Raw genomic sequence first — 23,917 nt, 5'->3', positions numbered from 1 at the left:
TCAGGCCGAGATTTCGGCCTGGCGGCGGCCGGGGCGCGCGGCCAGGCCCGCCGCCCGCCGTACCGCCGTACCGCCGGCCATATCGCCGCGCGCGATTTTCTTCGCACAATCGCTTCGTAGACCGCCTTCCCGCCGCTCTCTATCATCGGCTGATCCTTTTCCGATGCGATGACGACTGTCCGGAGAACGCCCGCGCGTTCGCCGCGGTGTCGCTCATCCGTCGATACCGTCTTTGGACAGGAGAGTGGTTTCCATGCTGCATCCCGTTTTTTCCGCCCGCTTTTCCGCCGGCCGCCTGGCCCGCCTGGTGACGGCCGCGCTGCTCGGCGTCGTGCTGCTGAACGGCGCGCGCGCCGACACCGCGCCGCTGAAGGTCGGAATCTCGACCAGCCCGCAGATCGAGGCGCTGAAGATCGCCGCGAAGGAGGCGAAGGAGCAGGGGCTCGACGTGAAGATCGTCGAATTCACCGACTGGAATACGCCGAACGCGGCGCTCGCGAACAAGGACATCGACGTCAACTACTTCCAGCACATCCCGTTTCTCGAGAACGCGAAGAAGCAGGGCGGCTACAACTTCATCTCGATCGCGCCCGGCACGATCATGAAGATCGGTCTCTATTCGAAGAAGGTGAAAAGCTTCGCCGAGCTGAAGGACGGCGCGCGCGTCGCGATCGCGAACGATCCGGTCAATGGCGGGCGCGGGCTGTTGCTGCTGCAGCGCGCGGGGCTCATCACGCTGAAGCCGGGCGCCGACTACCGCGCGACCACGCACGACATCGTCGCCAACCCGAAGCACCTGAAGATCATCCCGCTCGAAGCGTCGCAGCTCGCGCGTTCGCTCGACGACGTCGATCTCGCGCAGGGTTACCCGAGCTTCATCAAGCTCGCCGGCACGACCGACCCGAACAGCGCGCTGCTGTTCGACGGCACCGAGAACAAGAACTTCGCGATCCAGTGGGTCGTGCGGCCCGAGAGCGCGAACGATCCGCGCATCCGCAAGTTCATCGCGATCTACCAGCACTCGCCGGCGGTGCGCCGTGCGCTCGACAACGCGTTCGGCTCGCTGTATGCGATCGCGTGGTGACGGAGGCGGCATGACGACGGCGAACCGCAAGAAGATCCTGCTCAACGCGTTCAACATGAACTGCGTCGGGCACATCAACCACGGGCTGTGGACGCATCCGCGCGACCGCTCCGCGCATTACACCGATCTCGACTACTGGGCCGATCTCGCGAGGACGCTGGAGCGCGGCAAGTTCGACGGGATCTTTCTCGCGGACATCGTCGGCGTATACGACGTGTTCGGCGGCGGGCCCGACGCCGCGCTGCGCGAATCGGTGCAGGTGCCCGTCAACGATCCGCTCTTGCTCGTGCCGGCGATGGCGCAGGTCACGCGGCATCTCGGCTTCGGCGTGACCGCGAACCTGACCTACGAGCCGCCGTACCTGTTCGCGCGCCGCATGTCGACGCTCGATCATCTGACGAAAGGGCGCGTGGGCTGGAATATCGTCACCGGCTACCTCGACAGCGCCGCGCGCGGGATGGGCCTCGCGCAGCAGATCGGCCACGACGACCGCTACGAGCGCGCCGACGACTACATGGACGTCGTCTACAAGCTGTGGGAGCAGAGCTGGGACGACGATGCGGTGATCCGCGACGCGCAGGCGCGCGTGTTCGCGCAGCCGGGCAAGGTGCGGCGCGTGAAGCACGACGGGCCGTTCTATTCGGTCGATGCGATTCACCTGAGCGAACCGTCGCTGCAGCGCACGCCGGTGCTGTACCAGGCCGGCTCGTCCGCGCGCGGCGTCGAGTTTGCGGGGCGCCACGCGGAATGCGTGTTCGTGAACGGGCAGAGCAAGGCGGCCGCACGCGCGGCGGCGCTCGACATCCGCGCGGCCGCCGCGCGGCAGGGGCGCGACCCGGCGTCGATCAGGATCTTTGCCGGCGTGAGCGTCGTGACGGCCGAGACCGAATTGCTCGCCCGCGAGAAATTCGACGAGTACCGGCGCTACGCGAGCCCGGAAGCCGGCCTCGCGCATTTCGCGAGCTCGACCGGCATCGACTTCTCGAAGTACGGCCTCGACGAGCCGATCTCGTACGTGAAGACCGATTCGATCCAGTCGGCCGTCGACGCGATCTCGAAGAAGAGCACGACCGGCACGTGGACCGTGCGCCGCATGCTCGAGCAGATGTCGCTCGGCGGCCGCTATGCGCCGATCGTCGGCTCGCCGTCGCAGGTCGCGGACGAGCTACAGTCGTGGATCGACGAGACCGGCATCGACGGCTTCAACCTGACGCGCACCGTGATGCCCGAGTCGTTCGAGGATTTCGTCGACTGGGTCGTGCCCGAGCTGCAGAACCGCGGCGTCTACAAGGAAGACTACGATCCCGCGCCGACGTTGCGCGAGAAGCTGTTCGGCGCGGGGCCGCGCCTGCCCGCGTGGCATACCGGTGCGCAGCACCGGCCGGCGGCCGCAGCCGAACCCGCGCACCCCGCGCATGCCTGAACGTGACGGAGCGAAGCGATGACGCAATTGTTCGATACGCTGGGTTTCATCGAGGCATCGGCCGTGCGCGCCGGTACCGGTGCCGATGCAGCGGCACATGAGGAAGCCGTGACGCCGGCCGGCGGCGCGGCCGTGTCGCTGGAACAGGTCGGCAAGGTATTCGCGACACCGCGCGGCCACGCCGCCGCGCTGCGCGACGTGACGCTCGACGTGCGGCGCGGCGAGGTGTTCGGGATCATCGGCCGCAGCGGCGCGGGCAAGTCGACGTTGCTGCGCCTCCTGAACGGCCTCGAGCGGCCGAGTTCGGGCCGCGTGCGCGTGCAGGGCGTCGACGTCGGCGCGCTCGACGAGGATGGCCTCGTCGCGTTGCGTCGTCGCACCGGCATGGTGTTCCAGCATTTCAACCTGCTGTCCGCGAAGACGGTGTTCGAGAACGTCGCACTGCCGCTGAAGATCGCCGGCGTGCCGAAGGCCGAGCGCGTGCGCAAGGTCGAGGCGCTGCTCGAGCTCGTCGGGCTCGCCGCGAAGCGCGACGCGTATCCGGCGAGCCTGTCGGGCGGGCAGAAGCAGCGGGTCGGCATCGCGCGGGCGCTCGTGCACGATCCCGAAGTGCTGCTGTGCGACGAAGCGACGTCGGCGCTCGATCCGGAGACCACGCAATCGATCCTCGCGCTGCTGGCCGACATCAACCGTCGTCTCGGGCTGACGATCGTGCTGATCACGCACGAGATGGAGGTGATCCGCGCGGTGTGCGACACCGTCGCGGTGATCGAACAGGGCGAAGTCGTCGAAACCGGCCCGGTGTGGCGCGTGTTCGGCGATCCGCGCCACGGCGCAACGCGCGCGCTGCTGAGCACGCTGCAGCACGACTTGCCGGCCGAACTGGCCGCGCGGGTGCGGCCGCTGCCCGAACAGGCCGCGCTGCCCGACGGCGCACAGATCGTGCTCGACGTCCGCTATACGGGCGAGAGCGGCGGCGAGCCGGATGTCGGTGCGCTCGCGGCGGCGCTCGGCGGCTCCGTGCGGTTCCTGCACGGCGGCATCGAACGCATCCAGGGGCACGCGCAGGGGCGGCTCGTGATCGCCGCGACGCCGCGGGCGGACGACGCCGGCCCGTCGGCGGCGCGCGGCGGTGCGGTCGCCGCGCTGCTCGAACGTGCGCGCCGCCATGCGAATCACGCGGAGGTGCTCGGCTATGTTTGACCTCTGGTGGCCCGAACTGCTTGACGCGATCCGCGACACGCTGTCGATGGTCGCCGCATCGGCGGCGATCGCGGCGCTGATCGGCATTCCGCTCGCGGTGATCCTCGTGACCACCGCGCCCGGCGGCATCTATGCGCGGCGCGGCGTGAACGCGGTGCTCGGCGCGCTCGTCAACGTGTTCCGCTCGACGCCGTTCATCATCCTGCTGGTCGCGCTGCTGCCGTTCACGCGCGTGCTGATCGGCACGACGATCGGCGTGTGGGCGGCCGTCGTGCCGCTGTCGATCGCCGCGATCCCGTTCTTCGCGCGAATCGCCGAAGTGAGCCTGCGCGAAGTCGATCGCGGGCTGATCGAGGCCGCGCTCGCGATGGGCGCGAAGCGCCGCCACATCGTGTGGCACGTGCTGCTGCCCGAAGCGCTGCCCGGCATGCTCGGCGGTTTCACGATCACCGTCGTCGCGCTGATCGGCTCGACCGCGATGGCGGGCGCCGTCGGCGCGGGCGGGCTCGGCGATCTCGCGATCCGCTACGGCTATCAACGTTTCGACACCACCGTCATGGCGACCGTGATCGTGATCCTGATCGCGCTCGTCTCGGCCGTGCAAATCACGGGCGACCGCCTGGTCCGACGCGTGACCCGGCGCACCTGAGCGACGCCACGAGCGTCCGCTCGCTTCATTCCTGATCCTGAGAGAAGACAACCTATGACCTTGCCCCTCGGCGCGCCGCGCGAATGGAACGGACAATTCGAGGAAGCGCTGTTTCTGGAGGTGGCGCGACGCCATCGTCCGGACTTCCCCGACAAGCTGGCGACCCCGCCGCGCGAGCCGCGCGACGGCGACGAACTGGCCGCCGTCGCCGACTACTACACGAAGATGGCGTCGCACGACCTGTTCATCGTGCAGGTCGTCGCGAAGGCGATCGACACGCTGTTCCGCGACGATCCGCATTTCCAGTTGATCCTGTCGCGCCAGTTGGGCGACGACGGCGCGCACGCGGTGATCGGCCGCGAACGCGTGACCGCGCTCACCGGGCGCGATCCGCTGCCGGAAGTCGACCGGCTGGTCGCCGCGCACTGGGCACGCATCGGCGACATCGCGGTGCGCGACGTCGCGGGCTTTCTCGCGTTCGAATGGCATTACGAGCTGCACATCCTCGCGAAGCTATGGATCCAGCGCAAGACCGGCCGCATCGGCGACAGTGCGATGCGCGAGCACGGCGAGAACCGGATCCGGCCGGACGAGGAGTGGCATCGCGTGCAGATCGTCCAGTGGTGGTTCGACACGCTGCAGGCGCTGCCGGTCGCCGAGCGCGACGCACTGATCGATCGCGTGATCGCGGCCGACGAGGAAACCCAGGCGCGGCTCGACGGCTATTTGCACGACGAGTACGCGCATACCGCACTGGTGTTCGGCGCGGATATCGCCGAATATCGTGCGATCTACGACGACTGGCGGCGCGAGATCCTGTCGCGGCTGACCGGCCGCCAGCTCGGCGCGCTCGTCCCGCTGTCGGGCGAAACCGTTGAACAGGAAGCTGTCGCATGAACGATCCCCGCGGCCCGGCGACGCTGGTGCCGGATACCGATGCACCGGCCGTCGACCGCGCTGCGCTGGCGCGCGCGATCGACGCGCTGCGCGTGAGCGCCGCCGAGCGCGACCGCGCGGGCGGTCACGCCGCGCAGGAGAAGCAATGGCTCGCCGACGCGGGTTTGCTGACGCTCGCGGTTCCGCGCGCGTTCGGCGGCCAGGAGGCGGCGTGGCCCGCGATCTACGACGTGATCCGGCAGGTCGCGCGGGTCGACAGCGCGCTCGCGCATCTCGTCGGGTTCCAGTGCCTGCAGGTGGTGAGCGTCGACGTGTGGGGCAACGCCGCGCAGCGCGAGCGCTACCTGCGCGGCACGGTCGACGGGCGCTGGTGGTGGGGCAACGCGGTCAATCCGCTCGACACGCGGCTCGTGGCCACGGCGACGCCCGACGGCGGCTACCGGCTCGACGGCGTGAAGGGCTTCTGTTCCGGCACGCGCGGCTCGCAGCGGATGACGGTATCCGCGCACGATCCGGCCATCGGCCGCACCGTGTTCGGCGTGGTGCCGACCGATCGGGCCGGGATCACCGTCAACGACGACTGGGACCCGGTCGGCCAGCGCCAGACCGACAGCGGCAGCGTGCGCTTCGACGGCGTGACGCTCGCGGCCGACGAGGTGCTGCATCGGTCGGAAGCGCCGCCGACGCCGCGCGCGACGCTGCGCACGCTCGTGTCGCAGCTCGTGCTGACGAACCTGTTCGTCGGTCTCGCGGAAGGTGCGCTGGCCGAGGCGCGCGACTACGTGCGGCAGCATGGCCGCCCGTGGATTCACTCGGACGTCGAGCGGGCCGAGGACGATCCGTACACGCTGCAGCGCTTCGGCGACATGCGCGTGCGCGCGGTCGCCGCGGCGGCGCTGGCCGATCGCGCGGCCCACGCGTTGCAGCACGCGTGGGCGCGGCAGGATGCGCTGACGGCCGACGAACGCGCCGAAGTCGCACTCGCGGTGTCGGAAGCGAAGATCGTCGCGCAGCGCGCGGCGCTCGACAACGGCGAGGCGCTGTTCGACGCATGCGGCGCGCGCGCGACGGCCGCGTCGCTCGGCCTCGACCGCTTCTGGCGGAACGCCCGCACGCATACGCTCCATGATCCGCTCGACTACCGGCTGCGCGACGTGGGCCGGTTCGCGCTGACCGACGCATTGCCGCCGGCGTCGCTCTATACGTAATACGCAGCGGGGCGCTGCCGGCACGGCCCCGCGTACCGCGGCCTTCGTGCCGCCCTCGCTGTCGCCGCATCGATGAGCCGGGCTGCTGGACGCCTGGAATGATATGTTATATCGTAGCGATACAATATATCATTTCATCCTCAATGTCCTGTTCCGGAATCGCCCGATGAGCCCCGCCCTTCACCCGTCCACGCGGCTTCCCGTGACCGTCCTGTCCGGCTTTCTCGGCGCCGGCAAGACGACGCTGCTCAACCACATCCTCAACAATCGCGAGGGCCGGCGCGTCGCGGTCATCGTCAACGACATGTCGGAGGTCAACATCGACGCCGCGCTCGTGCGCGACGGCGGCGCGGGGCTGTCGCGCACCGACGAGAAGCTGGTCGAGATGAGCAACGGCTGCATTTGCTGCACGCTGCGCGACGATCTGCTGATCGAGGTTGACCGGCTCGCGCGCGAAGGGCGCTTCGATCAGCTCGTGATCGAATCGACCGGCATCTCGGAGCCGCTGCCGGTGGCCGAGACGTTCACGTTCGAAGGCGAGGACGGCCGCAGCCTCGGCGAAGTCGCGCGGCTCGACACGATGGTGACGGTGGTCGACGCGTTCAATTTCCTGCGCGATTACGCGTCGCGCGACAGCCTGCAAGCGCGCGGCGAATCGATGGGCGACGAGGACGCGCGCACGGTCGTCGATCTGCTGATCGACCAGATCGAGTTCTGCGACGTGCTCGTGATCAACAAGATCGACCTGATCGACGGCAGCGCACGCGAGCGGCTGGTCGCGCTGCTGCGCGGGCTGAACCCGCGTGCGCGGATCGAGATCGCCGAATTCGGCAAGGTGCCGCTCGAACGTGTGCTCGACACCGGCCTGTTCGACTTCGACGCGGCGTCGCGCGCGCCGGGCTGGCTGCAGGAACTGCGCGGCACGCACACGCCGGAGACCGACGAGTACGGGATCCGCAGTTTCGTCTATCGCGCGCGGCGGCCGTTCCATCCGCAGCGCTTCTTCGATCTCGTCGAAAGCGAATGGCCGGGCGTCGTCCGCTCGAAGGGGTTCTTCTGGCTGGCCACGCATCCGGCCGTCGCCGGTTCGTGGTCGCAGGCGGGCGCGGTCGCGCGGCACGGGCCGGCCGGCCACTGGTGGGCGGCCGTGCCGCCCGAGCGTTGGCCGCAGGACCCGGAAGCCGTCGCGCAGATCCGCGCGCGCTGGGACGAGCATGTCGGCGACGCCCGGCAGGAACTCGTGCTGATCGGCATGGACATGGACGAGCCGGCGTTGCGCGCGCGCTTCGACGCGTGTCTGCTGACCGACGCCGAGATGGCGACCGGCCCCGAACACTGGACCACGTGGAACAACCCGTTTCGCGACTGGCCCTGACCTGAACGCGCGCTTCCTGCATCGATCCGGATGGAGAAGGCGCTCCACCGGATGTCAAGCATGAACGCAGCGCTTCCCGATATTTCCCTGACCGATGCCGCGCCGGGGCACCGCCCGCTGGAATGGGTCGGCATGCAGGGCATCGACCTGCCCGTCGTCGTGGCGGAGCCCGGCTGCCGGCGCGACGTGCATGCGCGTGCCGACGTGCAGGTCGATCTGCCTGCGCCGCAGGTGAAAGGCATTCACATGTCGCGGCTGTACTGGCTGCTCGACTGGCTGGCCGACGGCGAAGCGCTGTCGCCGGCCGGCCTGCAGCGCGTGCTGCGCGCGATGGTCGACAGCCACCGCGACTGCGATACGCGCAGCGCACGCGTGCGGCTGCACTTCGACCTGCTGGCCCGCCGCACGGCGCTCGTGACCGACGGGCTGAGCGGCTGGAAGGCCTATCCGGTGCGGGTCGACGCGACGCTGGCCGGCGACGCATTCGCGTTGCGCGCGCAGGTGACGGTCGTCTATTCGTCGACGTGCCCGTGTTCGGCCGCGCTGTCGCGGCACTGGATCGAACAGGCGTTCCTGACGGCGTTCGGCCGCGAGGATCGCGTGGACCCGGCAGCGGTCGCCGCATGGCTGAAACAGCATGCGACGGCCGCCACGCCGCACAGCCAGCGCAGCGAAGCCGTCGTCAGCGTGGCGCTGCCCGCCGATGGCGCGACGCTGGGGCTGATCGGCCTGATCGATCGCGTCGAGCAGGCGCTCGGCACGCCGGTGCAGACGGCCGTCAAGCGTGCGGACGAGCAGGCGTTCGCGGTGCTGAACGGCGGCAACCTGATGTTCGTCGAGGATGCCGCGCGCCGCGTGCAGGCCGCGCTGGAAGGCCATCATGCGGGCCCGCGCGTGCGCGTGCGCCATCTCGAAAGCCTGCATCCGCACGATGCGGTGGCATGGGCCGCTCCGCTGCGCGAGGGGGCCGACGCATGCTGATCCGCAAGCTGTTCCGCTTCGAGAATGCGCACGTCGTGCGCGGCTGCAGCACGCGGCGCTGCTCGCATTCGATCCATGGTCATTCGTACCGTGTCGAGTTGCTGCTCGAAGCGCATGCGCTGGACCACGGGCAGATGATCTACGACTTCGGGCTGCTCAAGGGCGACGTGCGCGACCTGATCGACGCGTTCGACCATGCGGTGACGCTGTGGTCGGACGACGATCCGCGCTATGTCGAAAGCATGCGTCGGCATTCGGAGCGCTGGGTGCTGCTGCCGGTGTCGCCGAGCGCCGAGCAGTTCTCGCGCGTGCTGTTCCGGCTCGTCGATGCCGCGCTGTCGGGCACGCCGATGTCGAACGGCGAAGCCGACGTGCGACTGCATTCGGTGATCGTTCACGAGACCGAGACCGGCTACGCGCAGTGCTTCCGCGACGACGCATTCAACCCGCGCATGGGCCGCATCGATCTCGACGCGATCGTGTTCGCGCCGGCCATCGTCGCGCAGTGGCGCGATCCGGGCCTGTTCGAGCGGCTCAAGCGCAGTCATGTCCTTTCAAGGCAGGAATCCTGATGATCCGAAAGAACCCGCGCGGCGATCTGCCGACGATTCATCCGAACGCGTTCGTCGACCCGACCGCCATCCTGTGCGGGCACGTGATCGTCGAGGAGAACGTGTTCATCGGCCCGTACGCGGTGATCCGTGCCGACGAAACGGATGCCGACGGCCAGATCGCGCCGATCGTGATCGGCGCGCATTCGAACATCCAGGACGGCGTCGTGATCCACTCGAAATCGGGTGCGAGCGTGACGATCGGCCGGCACACGTCGATCGCGCATCGCGCGATCGTCCACGGGCCGTGCAAGGTCGGCGACGGCGTGTTCGTCGGCTTCAACAGCGTGCTGTTCAACTGCACGATCGACGACGGCTGCGTGGTGCGCTACAACGCGGTCGTCGACGGCTGCCACCTGCCGCCGGGCTTCTACGTGCGCTCGACCGAACGCATCGGGCCGGAAACCGACCTCGCCGCGTTGCCGCAGGTGACGGCCGACGCGAGCGATTTCTCCGAGGACGTCGCGCGCACGAACAATGCGCTGGTGCTCGGTTACAAGCACATCCAGAACGAGTTCTGACGCATGGACGCGCGGCTGCGACAGGAAGCGGGCGACCGATCGAAGCTGCGGCACGCCGATCTGCTGGTGCACGGCGGCACGGTGATGACGCCCGGCGGCGCCGAGCGGATCGACGTCGCGTGCGCGGATGGCCGCGTCGTCGCGCTGGGCGCGCTGCACGGCGCGTGGAGCGCCGACGTGCTGCTCGATGCGCGCGGCTTGCACGTGTTGCCGGGCGTGGTCGACAGCCAGGTGCATTTCCGCGAACCGGGGCTCACGCACAAGGAGACCCTCGAGGCCGGCATGCGCGGCGCGGTGCTCGGCGGCGTCACGACGATCTTCGAGATGCCCAATACGCATCCGCTGACGCTGGACGAGCAGGATCTGGGCGCCAAGCTCGATCTCGCGCGCGGCCGTGCGTGGTGCAACTACGCGTTCTACATCGGCGGCTCGGCCGTGAATGCCGAACGGCTGCCGGTGCTCGAACGGTTGCCCGGCTGCGCGGGGGTGAAGGTCTTCATGGGCAGTTCGTTCGGCGATCTGCTGGCCGACGACGAAACCGTGTTGCGCCGGATCCTGCGCAACGGCCGGCGGCGCATGGCCGTGCATGCGGAGGACGAGGCGCGGCTGCGCGAGCGCAAGGCGATCGCGGAAGCGAGCGGCGACGTGCGCGACCATCCGCGCTGGCGCGACGCGGAAAGCGCGCTGGCCGCGACGCGGCGCATCGTCGGGCTGGCCGCGCAAGCGGGCCGCCGGCTGCATGTGCTGCACGTGTCCACGGCGGATGAAATGGCGTTGCTCGCGCGGCACCGGCGGCGCGTGACGGTCGAAGTCACGCCGCATCACCTGAGCCTGCATGCACCGGATTGCTACGAGCGACTCGGCACGTTCGCGCAGATGAATCCGCCCGTGCGCGAACGGCATCATCGGGATGCGCTGTGGCAGGCGGTTCGCGACGGCGTGGTCGACGTGATCGGCAGCGATCACGCGCCGCATACGCGCGACGAAAAGCGCCGCCCGTATCCGCAGTCGCCGAGCGGGATGACCGGCGTGCAGACGCTGCTGCCGTTGATGCTCGATCACGTGCAGGCCGGCCGCCTGAGCCTCGAACGGCTGGTCGACCTGACGAGCGCCGGGCCGGCGCGCGTTTTCGGCATCGAAGGGAAGGGGCGCATCGCGGCCGGCTACGACGCGGATTTCAGCATCGTCGACCTGCGCGCGCGGCGGATCATTCGCGACGCATGGATCGCGAGCGTGAGCGGGTGGACGCCGTACGACGGCTGTGCGGTCACGGGGTGGCCCGTGCATACGGTCGTGCGCGGGCAGGTCGTCGTGCGGGACGAGGCGCTGAACGGGCAGCCGGCGGGGGAGGCCGTGACGTTTCTCGACACCTAGATCGGCAACCGCACCGTCTGCTTGATGCGCTTCAGCGGGATTTCGGTTTCGACGTTGCGCACGCCTTCGATCTGCGTGAGCGTTTCCATCTGAAAGCGCTGATAGTCGTCGAGATCCTTCGCGATCACGCGCAGCAGATAGTCGTAGCTGCCGGCCATCAGGTGGCACTCGAGCACTTCGGGCGCCTGCTCCATCTCGCGTGCGAAGCGTTCGACCGTCGTCTTGTCCTGGCGCTCCAGCGTGACGCGCACGAATGCCGTGAAGCGCAGCTCGACGGCTGCCGGGTTCAGCAGCGCGACGTAGGCGTCGATCACGCCCTGTTCCTCGAGCAGGTGAACGCGACGCAGGCACGGCGTGGGCGACAGTCCCGCCTGTTGCGCGATGTCGGCGTTCGTCTGGCTCGAATTCTGCTGCAACGCACGCAGAATGCGTCGGTCGATTGCATCCAGTTTGATTGGCATCTTTGGCTACCGAAAACCTCAAGATTGGAGAATAACTCCAAATCAACAGCCGGAAGTAGCCGGTTTTGCATCCAATCTCCACGGGAAATTGCCGATAATCTGACGACTGCCCGGCCTCCGAAGCGCGCGATCCCCGCGCGCCGCGGCGCCGCTTTCAGGAGTTTCCAGATGCCGCACGTCGCCTGGTTGCCGTTCATGGCCACCTCCCTTCTGATCATTCTGACGCCCGGCCAGGACATGGTCCTCGTGATGTCGCGCACGCTGTCCGGCGGCACGCGCGCGGGCCTCGTGACCGCCGCGGGTGTCAGCGTCGGGCTGCTCGTGCATACGATGCTCGCGACGCTCGGGCTGGGCGCCCTTCTTCAGGCCTCCGAATGGCTGTTCACGGCGCTGAAGATGGTGGGCGCGCTATACCTGCTGTACCTCGGCATCACGCTGTTGCGCTCGACGGGCGAATTGACGCTCGCGGGCCACGGCAATGCGCCGGCGTCGCGGCTGCGGGCGTTCGCGCAAGGCGCGCTGTCCAATGTATCCAATCCGAAGGTCGCGCTTTTCTATCTGGCGTTCCTGCCGCAATTCGTGCCGGCCGGCGCCCCCCATCCGATGCTGTCGCTGTTCGTGCTGGGTGCGACGTTTGCCGGGCTGACGTTTCTCGTCAAGGGGCCGGTCGCGTTGTTCGCCGGCCTGCTGTCGGCATCGATCCGCCGCAACCCGCGCATCCTGACGCGCATGCATCGCGTCAGCGGGGTAGTCTTGCTCGCGCTGGGCGTGAAGCTGGCGCTCGAACGCCGCTGAGCGCGGCCGCGGCACCGGCGCGCCTGCCGGCTACTCCGCCGGCAACGCATCCGCCAGCGCCCGCATCGCCTCCGCCGTTTCCGGATTCGCCGGAAAGAACGCCTCGATCGCGAGTTCCGACAGCGTCACGTCGACCGGCGTGCCGAATACCGTCGTCGTACTGAAGAACGTCAGCTCGCCGCTCGCCGTGCGCAGCCGCAGCGGCACGGCGATTTCCGCGAAATCGGTGCGTGTGTGCGCATCGTCGGGCTGCCCGGCCGGCGCCGGATACGCGGCGAACTCGTCGCGCAGCGCATGCAGCGTGCGGTCGCCGCTCGCATCGATCTGCCGCTGCAGCCGGTGCAGGATGTGCGCGCGCCACTCATGCCAGTTAACGATCTGCGACGCGAGGCCGTCCGGATGCAGGCTCAGTCGCAGCACGTTGACGGGCGGCTGCAGCAGCGCCGGATCGGCCTGCGCGACCAGCGCGCCGAGCATCCGGTTCGCGGCGAGCAGCGTCCAGTGGCGGTCCACCGCGAGCGCCGGATAAGGCTCGTGCCCGCGCAACACGGCTTCGACCGCATGACGCGCGGCATCCAGTTGCGGGTCCGAAAACGGCCGTTCGCGAAACAGCGGCGCGAAGCCGGCCGCGACGAGCAGCGCGTTGCGTTCGCGCAGCGGCACGTCGAGGCGTTCGGCGAGATGCAGCACCATCTCGCGGCTCGGCTGCGCGCGGCCCGATTCGACGAAGCTCAGGTGGCGCGCGGAGACTTCCGCATCGAGCGCGAGCGCCATCTGGCTCAGGCGCCGGCGTTGCCGCCACGTGCGCAGCAGCGGGCCGATGCCGGACGCGCGGCCGGCGGACGGGGAAGGCGAATGGAGCGTGGCGGTCGAGTTCATGGAGCGAATGATAGGCAATCTCGCGCCGCTTCGGCATTACCTGCGAGGTAAGCGCCGCGTGCCGCCGCGGTCGCGCGCAGTCGCTGCGTTACCATAGCCCCCGTGCCACCTGAGAGGCGGCGCCGGACCCGCGACCACAACGCATGGGCCGGACGCCGCGCATATCGACAACAAGGCATTCCAGGGGAATCCAACAATGAAAAAACTTGCCGTCCGGCTCGCCTGCGTGGCGACGCTCGCACTCGCCGCGACCAGCGGCCACGCGCAGACCGAAGCCGCGCAGGTGGAAATGAGGGCCGCCGCCGCGGCCGCCAACGAAGCGGTCGTGAAAGGCCCGACCGACATCGACGTGAAACACGAAGCCGTGCTGAAGCTGAAGGCCGGCGAATCGTTCGTGCCGGCCGCCGAAGCCGGCCGCTACCTGCGCTCGATGGGCAACGCGATCGACGAAGCGAAGCTGGTCGGCCTCGTGCTGCCCGACGATCCGGACGCCGACTGGATTTCGGTCGTGTCGTTCGAGCCGAGCGGCTACATCCGCGACGACGACGCGAAGGACTGGAAGCCCGACGAACTGCTGAAAAGCCTGCAGGCCGGCACCGAGGAAAACAACCCGGCGCGCAAGGCGCGCGGCCTGCCCGAAACCGAGGTGGTCGGCTGGGCCAAGGCGCCCGCGTACGACGCGGCCACGCACCGGCTCGTGTGGTCGGCGATCATCCGCGACAAGGGCGCGGCGCCGAATGCCGCGAACGACGGCGTGAACTACCGGACGCTCGTGCTCGGCCGCGACGGCTACCTGTCGCTGACGATGGCGTCGACGCTCGCCGACCTGCCGAAGTACAAGGCGTCGGCCGACGAACTGCTGTCGAACATCCGTTTCAACGACGGCAAGCGCTATGCCGACTTCAACCAGTCGACCGACCACGTCGCCGAGTACGGGCTCGCGGCGCTGATCGTCGGCGTCGGCGCGAAGAAGCTCGGCCTGCTCGCGCTGATCGGCGCATTCGCGGTGAAGTTCTTCAAGATCGGCGCGGTCGCGCTGCTGGCCGGCGGCGCGGCGCTCAAGCGTTTCTTCGGGCGCAAGCCGAAGGCGGCCGCGGCCCCGGCCATCGCGGATGCATCCGACGCCGCCGCCACGGAGCGCAACGAATGACGAAGCTGTTGCTGCTGATCTTCGGCGGCCTGAAGCTCGGCAAGGTGCTCGTATCGGCGGGCACGATGCTCGCGTCGATCGCGGTCTACGCGCTGTTCTACGGCTGGCGCTTCGCGGCCGGTTTCGTCGCGTTGCTGCTGGTGCACGAAGCCGGCCACTACGTCGCCGCGCAGCGGCGCGGGCTCGACGTCGGGCTGCCGACCTTCATCCCGTTCGTCGGCGCGTGGATCCAGTTGAAGGACATGCCGCACGACGCGGAAACGGAGGCCTACGTCGGCCTCGCCGGGCCGTTCGTCGGCACCCTCGGCGCGCTGGCCTGCTACGCGGCCGCGCGCCACACCGACAGCAACCTGCTGCTCGCGCTGTCGTACACGGGTTTCTTCCTCAATCTGTTCAACATGATTCCGCTGTCGCCGTTCGACGGCGGGCGGATCACCGCGGTGCTGTCGCCGCGCATCTGGTTCGCCGGCGTGCCGGTGCTGATCGCGCTGTTCGCGTATCGGCCGAGCCCGCTGCTGATCGTGATGGCGATCCTCGCGCTGCCGCAACTGAAGCGCGCGTGGCGCTACGATCCCGACGCGCCGGAGAACCGCGTGTACTACGCGACGTCGATCGAGACGAAGACGACCTACGCGCTTTGCTACGTCGGTCTGCTCGCGTTCCTCGCGCTGATGACGTCCGGCGTGCACGACATGCTGCGCGTCGTGCACGCGTCGACCTGACGTCGGTCCGATGCAAAAAAACGGCGGCCGCGTAAAAAGCGGCCGCCGTTTTTCAAAGGTCGAACCTCACGCGTCGCGATGACGCAGTTCGACGCGCTTGATCTCCTTCACGATCACGAGATAGCTGAACACGGTGACGAGCGCGTTCAGCCCGACGAACACGAGCGCGCCGTTGAACGAGCCGCTCGCGCCGACGAGGTAGCCGATCGCGATCGGCGCGACGATGCCCGCCGTGTTGCCGAACATGTTGAACAGGCTGCCCGACAGGCCGATCGCTTCTTTCGGCGCGGTATCCGCGACGACGGCCCAGCCGAGCGAGCCGATCCCCTTGCCGAAGAACGACACGGCCATCAGCATGATGACCAGCGCTTCGCTGTCGACGTAGTTGCAGCCGATGATGACCATCGACAGCAGCATCCCGCCGACGATCGGGATCTTGCGCGCGAGCGTCAGCGAAACGCCGCGGCGGATCAGCGCGTCCGACAGCATCCCGCCGAGCACGCCGCCGAGGAACCCGCAGATCGCCGGCAGCGACGTCATGAAGCCGGCCTTCAGCAGCGACATCCCGCGCGCCTGCACGAGGTAGATCGGAAACCACGTGAGGAAGAAGTACGTGAGCACGTTCACGCAGTACTGGCCGAGGTACACGCCGATCAGCATCCGGTTCGACAGCAGCTGGCGCACGTAGTACCAGCCCGCCACGCGGCTGCCTTCGGACGCGCCGCCGCTACCGCGCGTGGTGGACCGCACGAGGCCGCCGCCCTGCTCGATATGGTCGAGCTCCGCCCGGTTCACGGCCGGATGGTCGGCCGGGTCCTTCACGACGCGCAGCCACAGGAATGCGAGCGCGATGCCGGCGAGGCCGAGCCACAGGTACACCTGGTGCCAGCCGTACGCATGCGTGAGCCAGGCCATCAGCGGCGAGAACACCACGGCCGCGAAGTACTGCGCGGCGTTGAAGATCGCCGATGCGGTGCCGCGCTCGGCCGTCGGGAACCAGCTCGCGACGACCTTCGCGTTCGCCGGAAACGCCGGCGCCTCCGCGATGCCGACCGCGAAGCGCATCGCGAACAGCGCGGCGACCGCGAACGCGGCGCTGCCGCCGAGGCCGATCGTGCTCTGCAGCAGCGTGAACGCCGACCACAGGAAGATGCTCGCCGCATACACGCGCCGCGCGCCGAAGCGGTCGAGCAGCCAGCCGCTCGGCAGTTGCGCGAGCACGTACGCCCAGCTGAACGCCGAGAAGATGTAGCCCATCGTCACCGGATCGATGCCGAACGCCTTGCGGATCGGCGTGCCGGTAATCGACAGCGTCGCGCGGTCCGCATAGTTGAGCGTCGTGACGACGAACAGCATCGCCAGGATCCAGTAGCGCACGGCGGTCCGGCGCGCGGTGCGCGCGAGGTCGAGCGGAAGATCGCGCGGGGAGGGTTGATTGCTCACTTTGAATGTACGTCGTCGTATGACATAGGCGAAAGTTTATTGAGAATGCTCGAATCCAGAAACCTCGGGTTTTCCCTTTGAGGATCGTCATCACAGTGTGGGAAAGTCGTGAGAAGCTAGCCGGGAAAGGCTTCCGCGTGTATCGTCGGCGCCTTTGCCCGCGGACAGGATACTGCGCGGATGTCGGCAGACATCGTATCTGTTGAGCTACAATAGGCAATCCATTCCCGAACCACGGAGCACACCCATGCAACTGACAGGAGAGATGCTGATCGGCGCCGAAGCGGTGGCCGGCTCGGCCGGAACCTTGCGCGCGTTCGACCCGACGAAGGGCGCGTCGATCGACGTCCCGGCGTTCGGCGTCGCGACGCAGGCCGACGTCGACCGCGCGTGCGAACTCGCACGCGACGCGTTCGATGCGTACCGCACGCAGCCGCTCGCGGCTCGTGCGGCGTTTCTCGAAGCGATCGCCGATGAAATCGTCGCGCTCGGCGACGTGCTGATCGAGCGCGCGCACGCCGAAACGGGCCTGCCCGTCGCGCGGCTGCAGGGCGAGCGCGGCCGTACCGTCGGCCAGCTCCGGCTGTTCGCGCGTGTCGTGCGCGACGGACGTTTCCTCGCCGCGTCGATCGATCCCGCGCAGCCGGCGCGCACGCCGCTGCCGCGTTCGGACCTGCGGCTGCAGAAAGTCGCGCTCGGGCCCGTCGTCGTGTTCGGCGCGAGCAATTTCCCGCTCGCGTTCTCGGTGGCGGGCGGCGATACCGCGTCGGCGCTCGCGGCCGGCTGCCCGGTGATCGTGAAGGCGCATGAAGCGCACCTCGGCACGTCCGAGCTGGTCGGCCGCGCGATCCGCGCCGCCGTCGCGAAAACCGGCATGCCGGCCGGCGTGTTCTCGCTGCTGGTCGGCCCCGGCCGCGTGATCGGGGCGGCGCTGGTCAGCCATCCGGCGATCCAGGCCGTCGGCTTCACCGGCTCGCGGCAGGGCGGGATGGCGCTCGTGCAGCTCGCGAACGCGCGTCCGCAGCCGATTCCCGTCTATGCGGAAATGAGCAGCATCAACCCGGTCGTGCTGTTCCCGGCCGCGCTGGCCGCGCGCAGCGACGCGATCGCCGCGGGCTTCGTCGATTCGCTGACACTCGGCGTCGGCCAGTTCTGTACCAATCCGGGCCTCGTGCTCGCGATCGACGGCCCCGATCTCGACCGCTTCGAGACGGTCGCCGCGCAGGCGCTCGCGAAGAAGCCGGCCGGCGTGATGCTCACGCGCGGCATCGCCGATGCGTACCGTCACGGTCGCGGCAAGCTGGCCGAACTGTCGGGCGTGCGCGAAATCGGCGCGGGCGAGGCGGCGCAGACCGACTGCCAGGCGGGCGGCGCGCTGTACGAAGTGGGCGCGCAGGCGTTCCTGGGCGAGCCGGCGTTCAGCCACGAAGTGTTCGGGCCGGCGTCGCTGATCGTGCGCTGTCGCGATCTCGACGAAGTCGCACGCGTGCTCGACGCGCTCGAAGGCCAGTTGACGGCCACGCTGCAGATGGATGCCGACGACAAGCCGCTCGCGCGCCGGCTGCTGCCGATCCTCGAGCGCAAGGCCGGGCGCCTGCTGGTCAACGGCTACCCGACCGGCGTCGAGGTGTGTGACGCGATGGTGCACGGCGGGCCGTTCCCCGCGACGTCGAACCCGGCCGTCACGTCGGTCGGTGCGACGGCGATCGAGCGTTTCCTGCGGCCGGTGTGCTATCAGGACTTCCCGGACGACCTGTTGCCGGAAGGGCTGCAGGAAGGCAACCCGCTCGGGATTCCGCGGCTGCGGGACGGCAAGGCGGAGTGACGGGGGGGCGGCCCGGCGGCGAACGCCGGGCCGCTCGCCGGATGGGTAAAAACGGAGGCGGCCGGTGGCCGTCTCCGTTTTTTTCAGCGCGGCTTTCCTGTTGGCACCGTTTCTCCTACAGTAGCGAAGCCTCGGACCGTCAGGTCCGCGGGCGAGCCTGAGAGACGCACAAGACCAACAAGGAACCATCCAATGAATATCAGCAAGCGTGGCGACCACCTGTTCGCGGCCGGATTGTGGAAAGCGATCGGCGACGTCGCGAAATCGGTCCGTACCCAGATCGGCGAAACCAGCGAAGGGCGCGTGCTGGCCGACGCGCTGTTCGCGCTGCAGCGCGAGCTGGGCGGCAGCGAATTCGACGTGACGATCAACCAGGGGCGGCCCGTCGTGGGCCCCGATCCGCATTCGGTGATCTTCGGCAGGGCCGTCGAGCGCTTCAAGCAAGACATGGAGGCGGTGGTGTTCGCGCTGAAGCACCGCCGCAGCATCGACGAGCCGAACGGCGCACAGCGCGCCGACGCGCTCACGCAGGCCAACACGCATCTCGCGACGGCGAAGCAGTACGCGATGTTCACGGTCGGGCGCTTCTTCGATGCGGTCGTCGATCGCGACGTGCTGGAACAGATCGTGGGCGCCGAGTCGCCGGCGCGCGGCCGGCCGCTTGCGGCGCGCAAGGGGATCGACGAGACGCAGCGCACGCTCACCGGTGTGCGTCAGCGGATCATCGGCGCGATCGCGCAGATGTAATGCAATGGCCGCGCCGGCTCGTCGAGCCGCGCGGCCATCGCGTGAGACGGAGGCGGAGCGGGACGCCCGCGCCGCCGGCGAACCCGCTTACTGCGGGCCCATCTTCCTGATCAGCACGTCGAGCTCGGCCGCTTCGGCTTCGGTGAGATCGACGAGCGGTGCGCGCACCGGGCCCGCATCGTGGCCGACGAGCTTCGCGCCCGCCTTCACGATGCTGACCGCGTAGCCCGCGCGGCGATTGCGGATCTTCAGGTACGGCAGGAAGAACTCGTCGATCAGGCGGCCGACCGTCGCGTGGTCGTCCTTCGCGATCGCTTCGTAGAACGCCATCGCCGTCTTCGGGATGAAGTTGAACACGGCCGACGAATACACCGGCACGCCGAGCGCCTTGTACGCGGCGGCATAGACTTCGGCCGTCGGCAGGCCGCCGAGGTACGCAAAGCGATCGCCGAGGCGGCGGCGGATCGTGACCATGCTCTCGATTTCACCGACGCCGTCCTTGAAGCCGATCAGGTTCGGGCAACGGTCGGCGAGGCGCTCGAGCATGTCCGCATTCAGCTTCGAATTCGCGCGGTTGTACACCACGACGCCGATCTTCAGCGCGCGGCACACCTGCTCGACGTGGTCGGCGATCCCTTCCTGGCTCGCTTCGGTCAGGTAGTGCGGCATCAGCAGCACGCCGCTCGCGCCGAGGCGCTCGGCCTCCTGCGCATATTCGATCGCGACGCGCGTCGCGCCGCCCGCGCCGGCGAGGATCGGCACCTTGCCCTTGCAGGTTTCCGTCGCGACGCGGATCACGTCCGAATACTCGCGCTGCGTGAGCGAGAAGAATTCGCCGGTGCCGCCGGCCGCGAACAGCGCGCTCGCCCCGTACGGCGCCAGCCATTCCAGGCGCTCGGCATAGGTGCTCGGACGGAAGCTGCCGTCGGCGTCGAAATCCGTCAGCGGAAACGACAGCAGGCCGTGGGAGATGATCTGTTTGAGTTCTTGCGGTGAAGTCATGGTTGGGGTCGTCCGTCTAGCGCGAGTGCTGGTTCGTCGGGAACGGCATACGAGCCGAATTGGCGATGTCGTTGTATGTCATCGTACAACGCAAGAAAGAGCGACGCAAGCGGTTTGCTGGCGGGTCAAGGGTAGGGTCTTTCCGGATAAGGGTTTACGCAGCATCGTCGAGTGAGGTTGAATGTCGTATGATGACTAACGATATCGCAGAATGCTTCCAGGAATTCCGATGACTGCTTCCCCGCTCTACATCCGCGTGCATCCGGACGACAACGTCGCGATCGTCGTCAACGACGGCGGTTTGCCCGAAGGCGCGACGTTCGCCGACGGGCTGACGCTGTGCGAAGGCGTGCCGCAAGGACACAAGGTCGCGCTCGTCGACCTCGCGGCCGGCGACCCGGTCGTGCGCTACAACGTGGTGATCGGCTATGCGCTGACCGACCTGCGCCGCGGCAGCTGGGTCAACGAGCGCACGATGCGCATGCCCGAGCCGCCGGGCCTCGACGACCTGCCGCTCGCGACGCGTGCCGCGCCGCCGCTCGAGCCGCTCGAAGGCTATACGTTCGAGGGTTTCCGCAACGCCGACGGTTCGGTCGGCACGCGCAACATCCTCGCGATCACGACGACCGTGCAATGCGTGTCGGGCGTCGTCGAACATGCGGTGAAGCGGATCAAGGACGAACTGCTGCCGCGCTACCCGAACGTCGACGACGTGGTCGGGCTCGAACATACGTATGGCTGCGGCGTCGCGATCGATGCGCCGGACGCCGACATCCCGATCCGCACGCTGCGCAACATCAGCCTGAATCCGAATTTCGGCGGCGAAGTGATGACCGTGAGCCTCGGCTGCGAGAAGCTGCAGCCCGAGCGTCTGCTGCCGCCGGGCGCGATCCCGGTGACCGCCACCGGCAACGGCGGCGTCGTGTGCCTGCAGGATGCCGCGCACGTCGGCTTCAATTCGATGATCGACTCGATCATGAAGATGGCCGAATCGCATCTCGAGCGGCTCAACCGCCGCCGTCGCGAGACGTGTCCCGCGTCGGATCTCGTCGTCGGCGTGCAGTGCGGCGGCAGCGACGCGTTCTCGGGGCTCACCGCGAACCCGGCGGTCGGCTTCGCGGCCGACCTGCTGGTGCGTGCGGGTGCAACGATCATGTTCTCGGAAGTGACCGAAGTGCGCGACGGCGTCGCGCAGCTCACGTCGCGCGCGGCGAACGAGGACGTCGCCCGCGAGATCATTCGCGAGATGGACTGGTACGACCGCTACCTGCAGCGCGGCCGCGTCGACCGCAGCGCAAACACGACGCCGGGCAACAAGAAGGGCGGGCTGTCGAACATCGTCGAGAAAGCGATGGGGTCGATCGTGAAGTCGGGCAGCGCGCCGATCGCCGGCGTCGTGCGTCCCGGCGATCGGGCGCGGCAGAAGGGGCTGCTGTACGCGGCGACGCCCGCGAGCGATTTCATCTGCGGCACGCTGCAGCTCGCGGCGGGGATGAACCTGCACATTTTCACGACCGGCCGCGGCACGCCGTACGGCCTCGCGCAGGTGCCGGTGATCAAGGTCGCGACGCGCAGCGATCTCGCGCGCCGCTGGCACGACCTGATGGATCTCGACGCCGGGCAGATCGCGACCGGCGCGGCGACGATCGAGGACACGGGCTGGGAATTGTTCCGGCTGATGCTCGACGTCGCCAGCGGCAAGCGCCGCACGTGGGCCGAGCAATGGAAGCTCGCGAATGCGCTGACGCTGTTCAATCCGGCGCCGGTGACCTGACGCGCAAGGTGGTGACGGCAAGACGATGCGGGCGCCTTCGGGCGCCCGTTTTCTTTTGGGGCGGCGCACGCGCGATTTCCTTACCTCGTACGTAATCGACCGTCCGCGCGCGCCCGGCGACGATAGCGGCACGCGGACCCGAAACGTCCGCGACATCGTCCACCGACACAAGGAGCCTCGCCATGAACACCGCTCAATCCGCTTCGTCCGTCCACGCCGACCTGGTCGACCGCTACTTCGACGCGTGGAACGAACCCGACGTCGCGCGCCGCCGCGCGCTGATCGACGCGACCTACGCGAGCGACGCGGCCTATCGCGATCCGCTGATGGCCGGCGACGGCCACGCGGGCATCGATACGATGATCGCCGCCGTGCAGCAACGTTTCCCCGCGTACCGCTTCCGCCGCACGACTGACGTCGACGCGTTCGGCCAGCATCTGCGGTTCTCGTGGGCGCTCGTGTCGCCCGACGGCGCGGCGATCGTGAAGGGCTCGGACTTCGGCACCGTCGACGCATCGGGCCGCCTCGCATCGGTCACGGGCTTCATCGACGAAATGCCGGCCGCGGCGTCGTGACGCGAACGGCACATGCGCAGCGGTCGCCGGGATCGGGTAACGTTATGCGATTCGTTCCTGATCCCGGAGACTAGCCGACATGCTGAAGAATCTCGACCCGCTGCTGCACGCCGACATCCTGCACACGCTGCGCGCGATGGGCCACGGTGACGAAATCGCGATCTGCGATGCGAATTTCCCGGCGGAATCCGTCGCGGAGCACACGGTGGTCGGCCGCGCGCTGCGGATCGACGGTGCCGATTCGGCGCGCGTCGTGCGCGCGGTGCTGTCCGTGCTGCCGCTCGATACGTTCGTCGACACGCCCGCATGGCGGATGGAAGTCGTCGGCGACGCGGCCGCGGTGCCGCCCGTGCAGCGCGAAGTGCAGGCCGAGATCGACCGCGCGGAAGGGCGCGCGGTGCCGCTCGCCGGCATCGACCGTTTCGCGTTCTACGAGCGCGCGCAGCAGGCGTATGCGGTGATCGTCACCGGCGAAACGCGCGGCTACGGCTGCTTCATCTTCAAGAAGGGCGTGCTGTTGAGCGACGCGGGCTAAACGCGTTTTTTCCACGCGTCGGGCCGCGGGCGTCGCCGCCGCAGTGTAAAGATTTGCTACAACCTTTTTCTTGGACACCGCGGAAAGACCCTCTATGCTGGCCCATTTGCCGCGCGCCCTGCCGGGCCGCGCGGCCGGCCGAATTGCATACGAGGAGAGAGGCATGACGCGTACCGTCGATTCCGGCGTCATTTTTTTCGCACGCCTGGCGCTGGCGGCGTTGTTCTTGTGGGGCGGCATCATGAAGCTGCTCGGCTACAGCGACTTCGTCGCGTATCTGCACGGGATGAACGTGCCCTATCAGCAGGTCGTCGCGCCGATCGTCGTCGCGATCGAGGGGCTCGGCGGCCTGCTGCTGATCGTCGGCTACAAGGTACGGCCGCTCGCGTTGCTGATGGCGGTCTACACGATCGCGACCGCGATGGTCGGGCACAATTTCTGGGACGCGACGAACGCGGCCGTCCAGCACGACATGGTGATTCACTTCTGGAAGAACGTCGCGATCGCCGGCGGGTTCCTGCTGCTGTTCGTCACGGGCGCAGGCGGCGCGAGCATCGACGCGCTGCGCCGGCCGAGTTCGTCGTACGGCGTGCTGCGTTGAGCTAAGCCAATTCGCGCCGCGACGCCGGCGCCGACGCAAAACAAAAGGGCCGAATCCCACACGCCGCGGGATTCGGCCCTTC

The 23,917-nt window shown here is 68.5% G+C and carries 24 protein-coding genes; 20 read left to right on the top strand and 4 right to left on the bottom strand.

Features of this window, described 5'->3' with window-relative positions:
* Positions 1-253: 253 nt before the first annotated feature.
* The 11 genes from DTA15_RS03565 (at position 254) to DTA15_RS03515 (ending at position 11,326) form a co-directional block, all read left to right on the top strand.
* Positions 254-1,084, top strand: a complete 831-nt coding sequence (locus DTA15_RS03565) for a MetQ/NlpA family ABC transporter substrate-binding protein (protein WP_006493141.1) — start codon at positions 254-256, stop codon at positions 1,082-1,084.
* A gap of 10 nt (positions 1,085-1,094) precedes the next feature.
* Positions 1,095-2,507, top strand: a complete 1,413-nt coding sequence (locus DTA15_RS03560; protein ID WP_006493142.1) for an LLM class flavin-dependent oxidoreductase — start codon at positions 1,095-1,097, stop codon at positions 2,505-2,507.
* Between the two features lie 18 nt (positions 2,508-2,525).
* Complete coding sequence (locus DTA15_RS03555) at positions 2,526-3,710, top strand: methionine ABC transporter ATP-binding protein (protein WP_012493575.1); 1,185 nt, start codon at positions 2,526-2,528, stop codon at positions 3,708-3,710.
* A complete protein-coding gene (locus DTA15_RS03550; protein WP_006491339.1) occupies positions 3,703-4,359 on the top strand; it encodes a methionine ABC transporter permease in 657 nt (218 codons plus the stop codon). Before DTA15_RS03555 ends, DTA15_RS03550 begins: the two co-directional genes overlap by 8 nt.
* 54 nt (positions 4,360-4,413) lie before the next feature.
* Complete coding sequence (locus DTA15_RS03545) at positions 4,414-5,256, top strand: hypothetical protein (RefSeq protein WP_006491346.1); 843 nt, start codon at positions 4,414-4,416, stop codon at positions 5,254-5,256.
* The gene (locus DTA15_RS03540; protein ID WP_006491349.1) at positions 5,253-6,464 is read left to right on the top strand and encodes an acyl-CoA dehydrogenase family protein; all 1,212 of its coding nucleotides are present in this window, start codon (positions 5,253-5,255) and stop codon (positions 6,462-6,464) included. Before DTA15_RS03545 ends, DTA15_RS03540 begins: the two co-directional genes overlap by 4 nt.
* 166 nt (positions 6,465-6,630) lie before the next feature.
* Positions 6,631-7,839 (top strand): zinc metallochaperone GTPase ZigA, encoded by a 1,209-nt coding sequence (gene zigA, locus DTA15_RS03535; protein WP_012493574.1) that lies wholly within the window; start codon positions 6,631-6,633, stop codon positions 7,837-7,839.
* Between the two features lie 60 nt (positions 7,840-7,899).
* Entirely contained in the window at positions 7,900-8,820 is a 921-nt protein-coding gene (gene folE2 / locus DTA15_RS03530) for a GTP cyclohydrolase FolE2 (protein ID WP_006491344.1), read from the top strand.
* Positions 8,814-9,392 (top strand): 6-pyruvoyl trahydropterin synthase family protein, encoded by a 579-nt coding sequence (locus tag DTA15_RS03525; protein WP_006491331.1) that lies wholly within the window; start codon positions 8,814-8,816, stop codon positions 9,390-9,392. Before folE2 ends, DTA15_RS03525 begins: the two co-directional genes overlap by 7 nt.
* Positions 9,392-9,952: a gamma carbonic anhydrase family protein gene (locus DTA15_RS03520; protein WP_006491343.1), complete on the top strand. Its 561-nt coding sequence runs from the start codon at positions 9,392-9,394 to the stop codon at positions 9,950-9,952. The genes DTA15_RS03525 and DTA15_RS03520 overlap by 1 nt, the downstream gene beginning before the upstream one ends.
* Before the next feature lie 3 nt (positions 9,953-9,955).
* The gene (locus tag DTA15_RS03515; protein ID WP_006491330.1) at positions 9,956-11,326 is read left to right on the top strand and encodes a dihydroorotase; all 1,371 of its coding nucleotides are present in this window, start codon (positions 9,956-9,958) and stop codon (positions 11,324-11,326) included.
* Here DTA15_RS03515 and DTA15_RS03510 read toward each other — a convergent pair.
* Complete coding sequence (locus tag DTA15_RS03510; protein ID WP_006491333.1) at positions 11,323-11,787, bottom strand: Lrp/AsnC family transcriptional regulator; 465 nt, start codon at positions 11,785-11,787, stop codon at positions 11,323-11,325. The two genes, DTA15_RS03515 and DTA15_RS03510, sit on opposite strands and share 4 nt — an antisense overlap.
* A gap of 168 nt (positions 11,788-11,955) precedes the next feature.
* On the opposite strand from DTA15_RS03510, the gene DTA15_RS03505 reads away from it, so the two are divergent.
* Positions 11,956-12,582, top strand: a complete 627-nt coding sequence (locus DTA15_RS03505) for a LysE family translocator (protein WP_006491345.1) — start codon at positions 11,956-11,958, stop codon at positions 12,580-12,582.
* 30 nt (positions 12,583-12,612) lie between these two features.
* On the opposite strand, the gene DTA15_RS03500 is transcribed toward DTA15_RS03505, so the two are convergent.
* A complete protein-coding gene (locus DTA15_RS03500; protein ID WP_006491328.1) occupies positions 12,613-13,461 on the bottom strand; it encodes a helix-turn-helix domain-containing protein in 849 nt (282 codons plus the stop codon).
* Positions 13,462-13,657: 196 nt separating this feature from the next.
* On the opposite strand from DTA15_RS03500, the gene DTA15_RS03495 reads away from it, so the two are divergent.
* Both DTA15_RS03495 and DTA15_RS03490 read left to right on the top strand, forming a co-directional pair.
* Positions 13,658-14,611, top strand: a complete 954-nt coding sequence (locus tag DTA15_RS03495; RefSeq protein ID WP_006491337.1) for a DUF2167 domain-containing protein — start codon at positions 13,658-13,660, stop codon at positions 14,609-14,611.
* The gene (locus DTA15_RS03490) at positions 14,608-15,333 is read left to right on the top strand and encodes a site-2 protease family protein (protein WP_006491334.1); all 726 of its coding nucleotides are present in this window, start codon (positions 14,608-14,610) and stop codon (positions 15,331-15,333) included. Before DTA15_RS03495 ends, DTA15_RS03490 begins: the two co-directional genes overlap by 4 nt.
* A gap of 66 nt (positions 15,334-15,399) precedes the next feature.
* Here the strand turns inward: DTA15_RS03490 and DTA15_RS03485 are convergent, their stop codons facing one another.
* Positions 15,400-16,776 carry an MFS transporter gene (locus tag DTA15_RS03485; RefSeq protein WP_006491336.1) on the bottom strand — a complete coding sequence of 459 codons (1,377 nt, stop codon included), beginning with the start codon at positions 16,774-16,776 and terminating at the stop codon, positions 15,400-15,402.
* Between the two features lie 247 nt (positions 16,777-17,023).
* Here DTA15_RS03485 and DTA15_RS03480 point away from each other — a divergent pair, with 247 nt between their 5' ends.
* Positions 17,024-18,601: an aldehyde dehydrogenase (NADP(+)) gene (locus DTA15_RS03480; RefSeq protein ID WP_006491335.1), complete on the top strand. Its 1,578-nt coding sequence runs from the start codon at positions 17,024-17,026 to the stop codon at positions 18,599-18,601.
* Between the two features lie 192 nt (positions 18,602-18,793).
* Positions 18,794-19,348 (top strand): hypothetical protein, encoded by a 555-nt coding sequence (locus DTA15_RS03475; RefSeq protein WP_006491340.1) that lies wholly within the window; start codon positions 18,794-18,796, stop codon positions 19,346-19,348.
* 87 nt (positions 19,349-19,435) lie between these two features.
* On the opposite strand, the gene kdgD is transcribed toward DTA15_RS03475, so the two are convergent.
* Positions 19,436-20,350, bottom strand: a complete 915-nt coding sequence (gene kdgD / locus DTA15_RS03470; protein WP_006491348.1) for a 5-dehydro-4-deoxyglucarate dehydratase — start codon at positions 20,348-20,350, stop codon at positions 19,436-19,438.
* A 229-nt stretch (positions 20,351-20,579) separates the two neighbouring features.
* On the opposite strand from kdgD, the gene garD reads away from it, so the two are divergent.
* The 4 genes from garD to DTA15_RS03450 all read left to right on the top strand — a co-directional run bounded on the left by garD (position 20,580) and on the right by DTA15_RS03450 (position 23,835).
* Positions 20,580-22,124 carry a galactarate dehydratase gene (gene garD / locus DTA15_RS03465; protein WP_006491327.1) on the top strand — a complete coding sequence of 515 codons (1,545 nt, stop codon included), beginning with the start codon at positions 20,580-20,582 and terminating at the stop codon, positions 22,122-22,124.
* A gap of 182 nt (positions 22,125-22,306) precedes the next feature.
* Positions 22,307-22,699, top strand: a complete 393-nt coding sequence (locus DTA15_RS03460) for a nuclear transport factor 2 family protein (RefSeq protein ID WP_006491341.1) — start codon at positions 22,307-22,309, stop codon at positions 22,697-22,699.
* Positions 22,700-22,778: 79 nt separating this feature from the next.
* Positions 22,779-23,234, top strand: a complete 456-nt coding sequence (locus DTA15_RS03455; RefSeq protein ID WP_006491332.1) for an RbsD/FucU family protein — start codon at positions 22,779-22,781, stop codon at positions 23,232-23,234.
* Between the two features lie 163 nt (positions 23,235-23,397).
* Complete coding sequence (locus DTA15_RS03450) at positions 23,398-23,835, top strand: DoxX family protein (protein ID WP_006491342.1); 438 nt, start codon at positions 23,398-23,400, stop codon at positions 23,833-23,835.
* Positions 23,836-23,917: the final 82 nt, after the last annotated feature.

It is taken from the genome of Burkholderia cenocepacia (assembly GCF_900446215.1).
In the GTDB taxonomy this organism is placed as follows: domain Bacteria; phylum Pseudomonadota; class Gammaproteobacteria; order Burkholderiales; family Burkholderiaceae; genus Burkholderia; species Burkholderia cenocepacia.
Note: the sequence above shows the minus strand (reverse complement) of the source record. Positions and strands in the feature narration are given on the sequence as shown.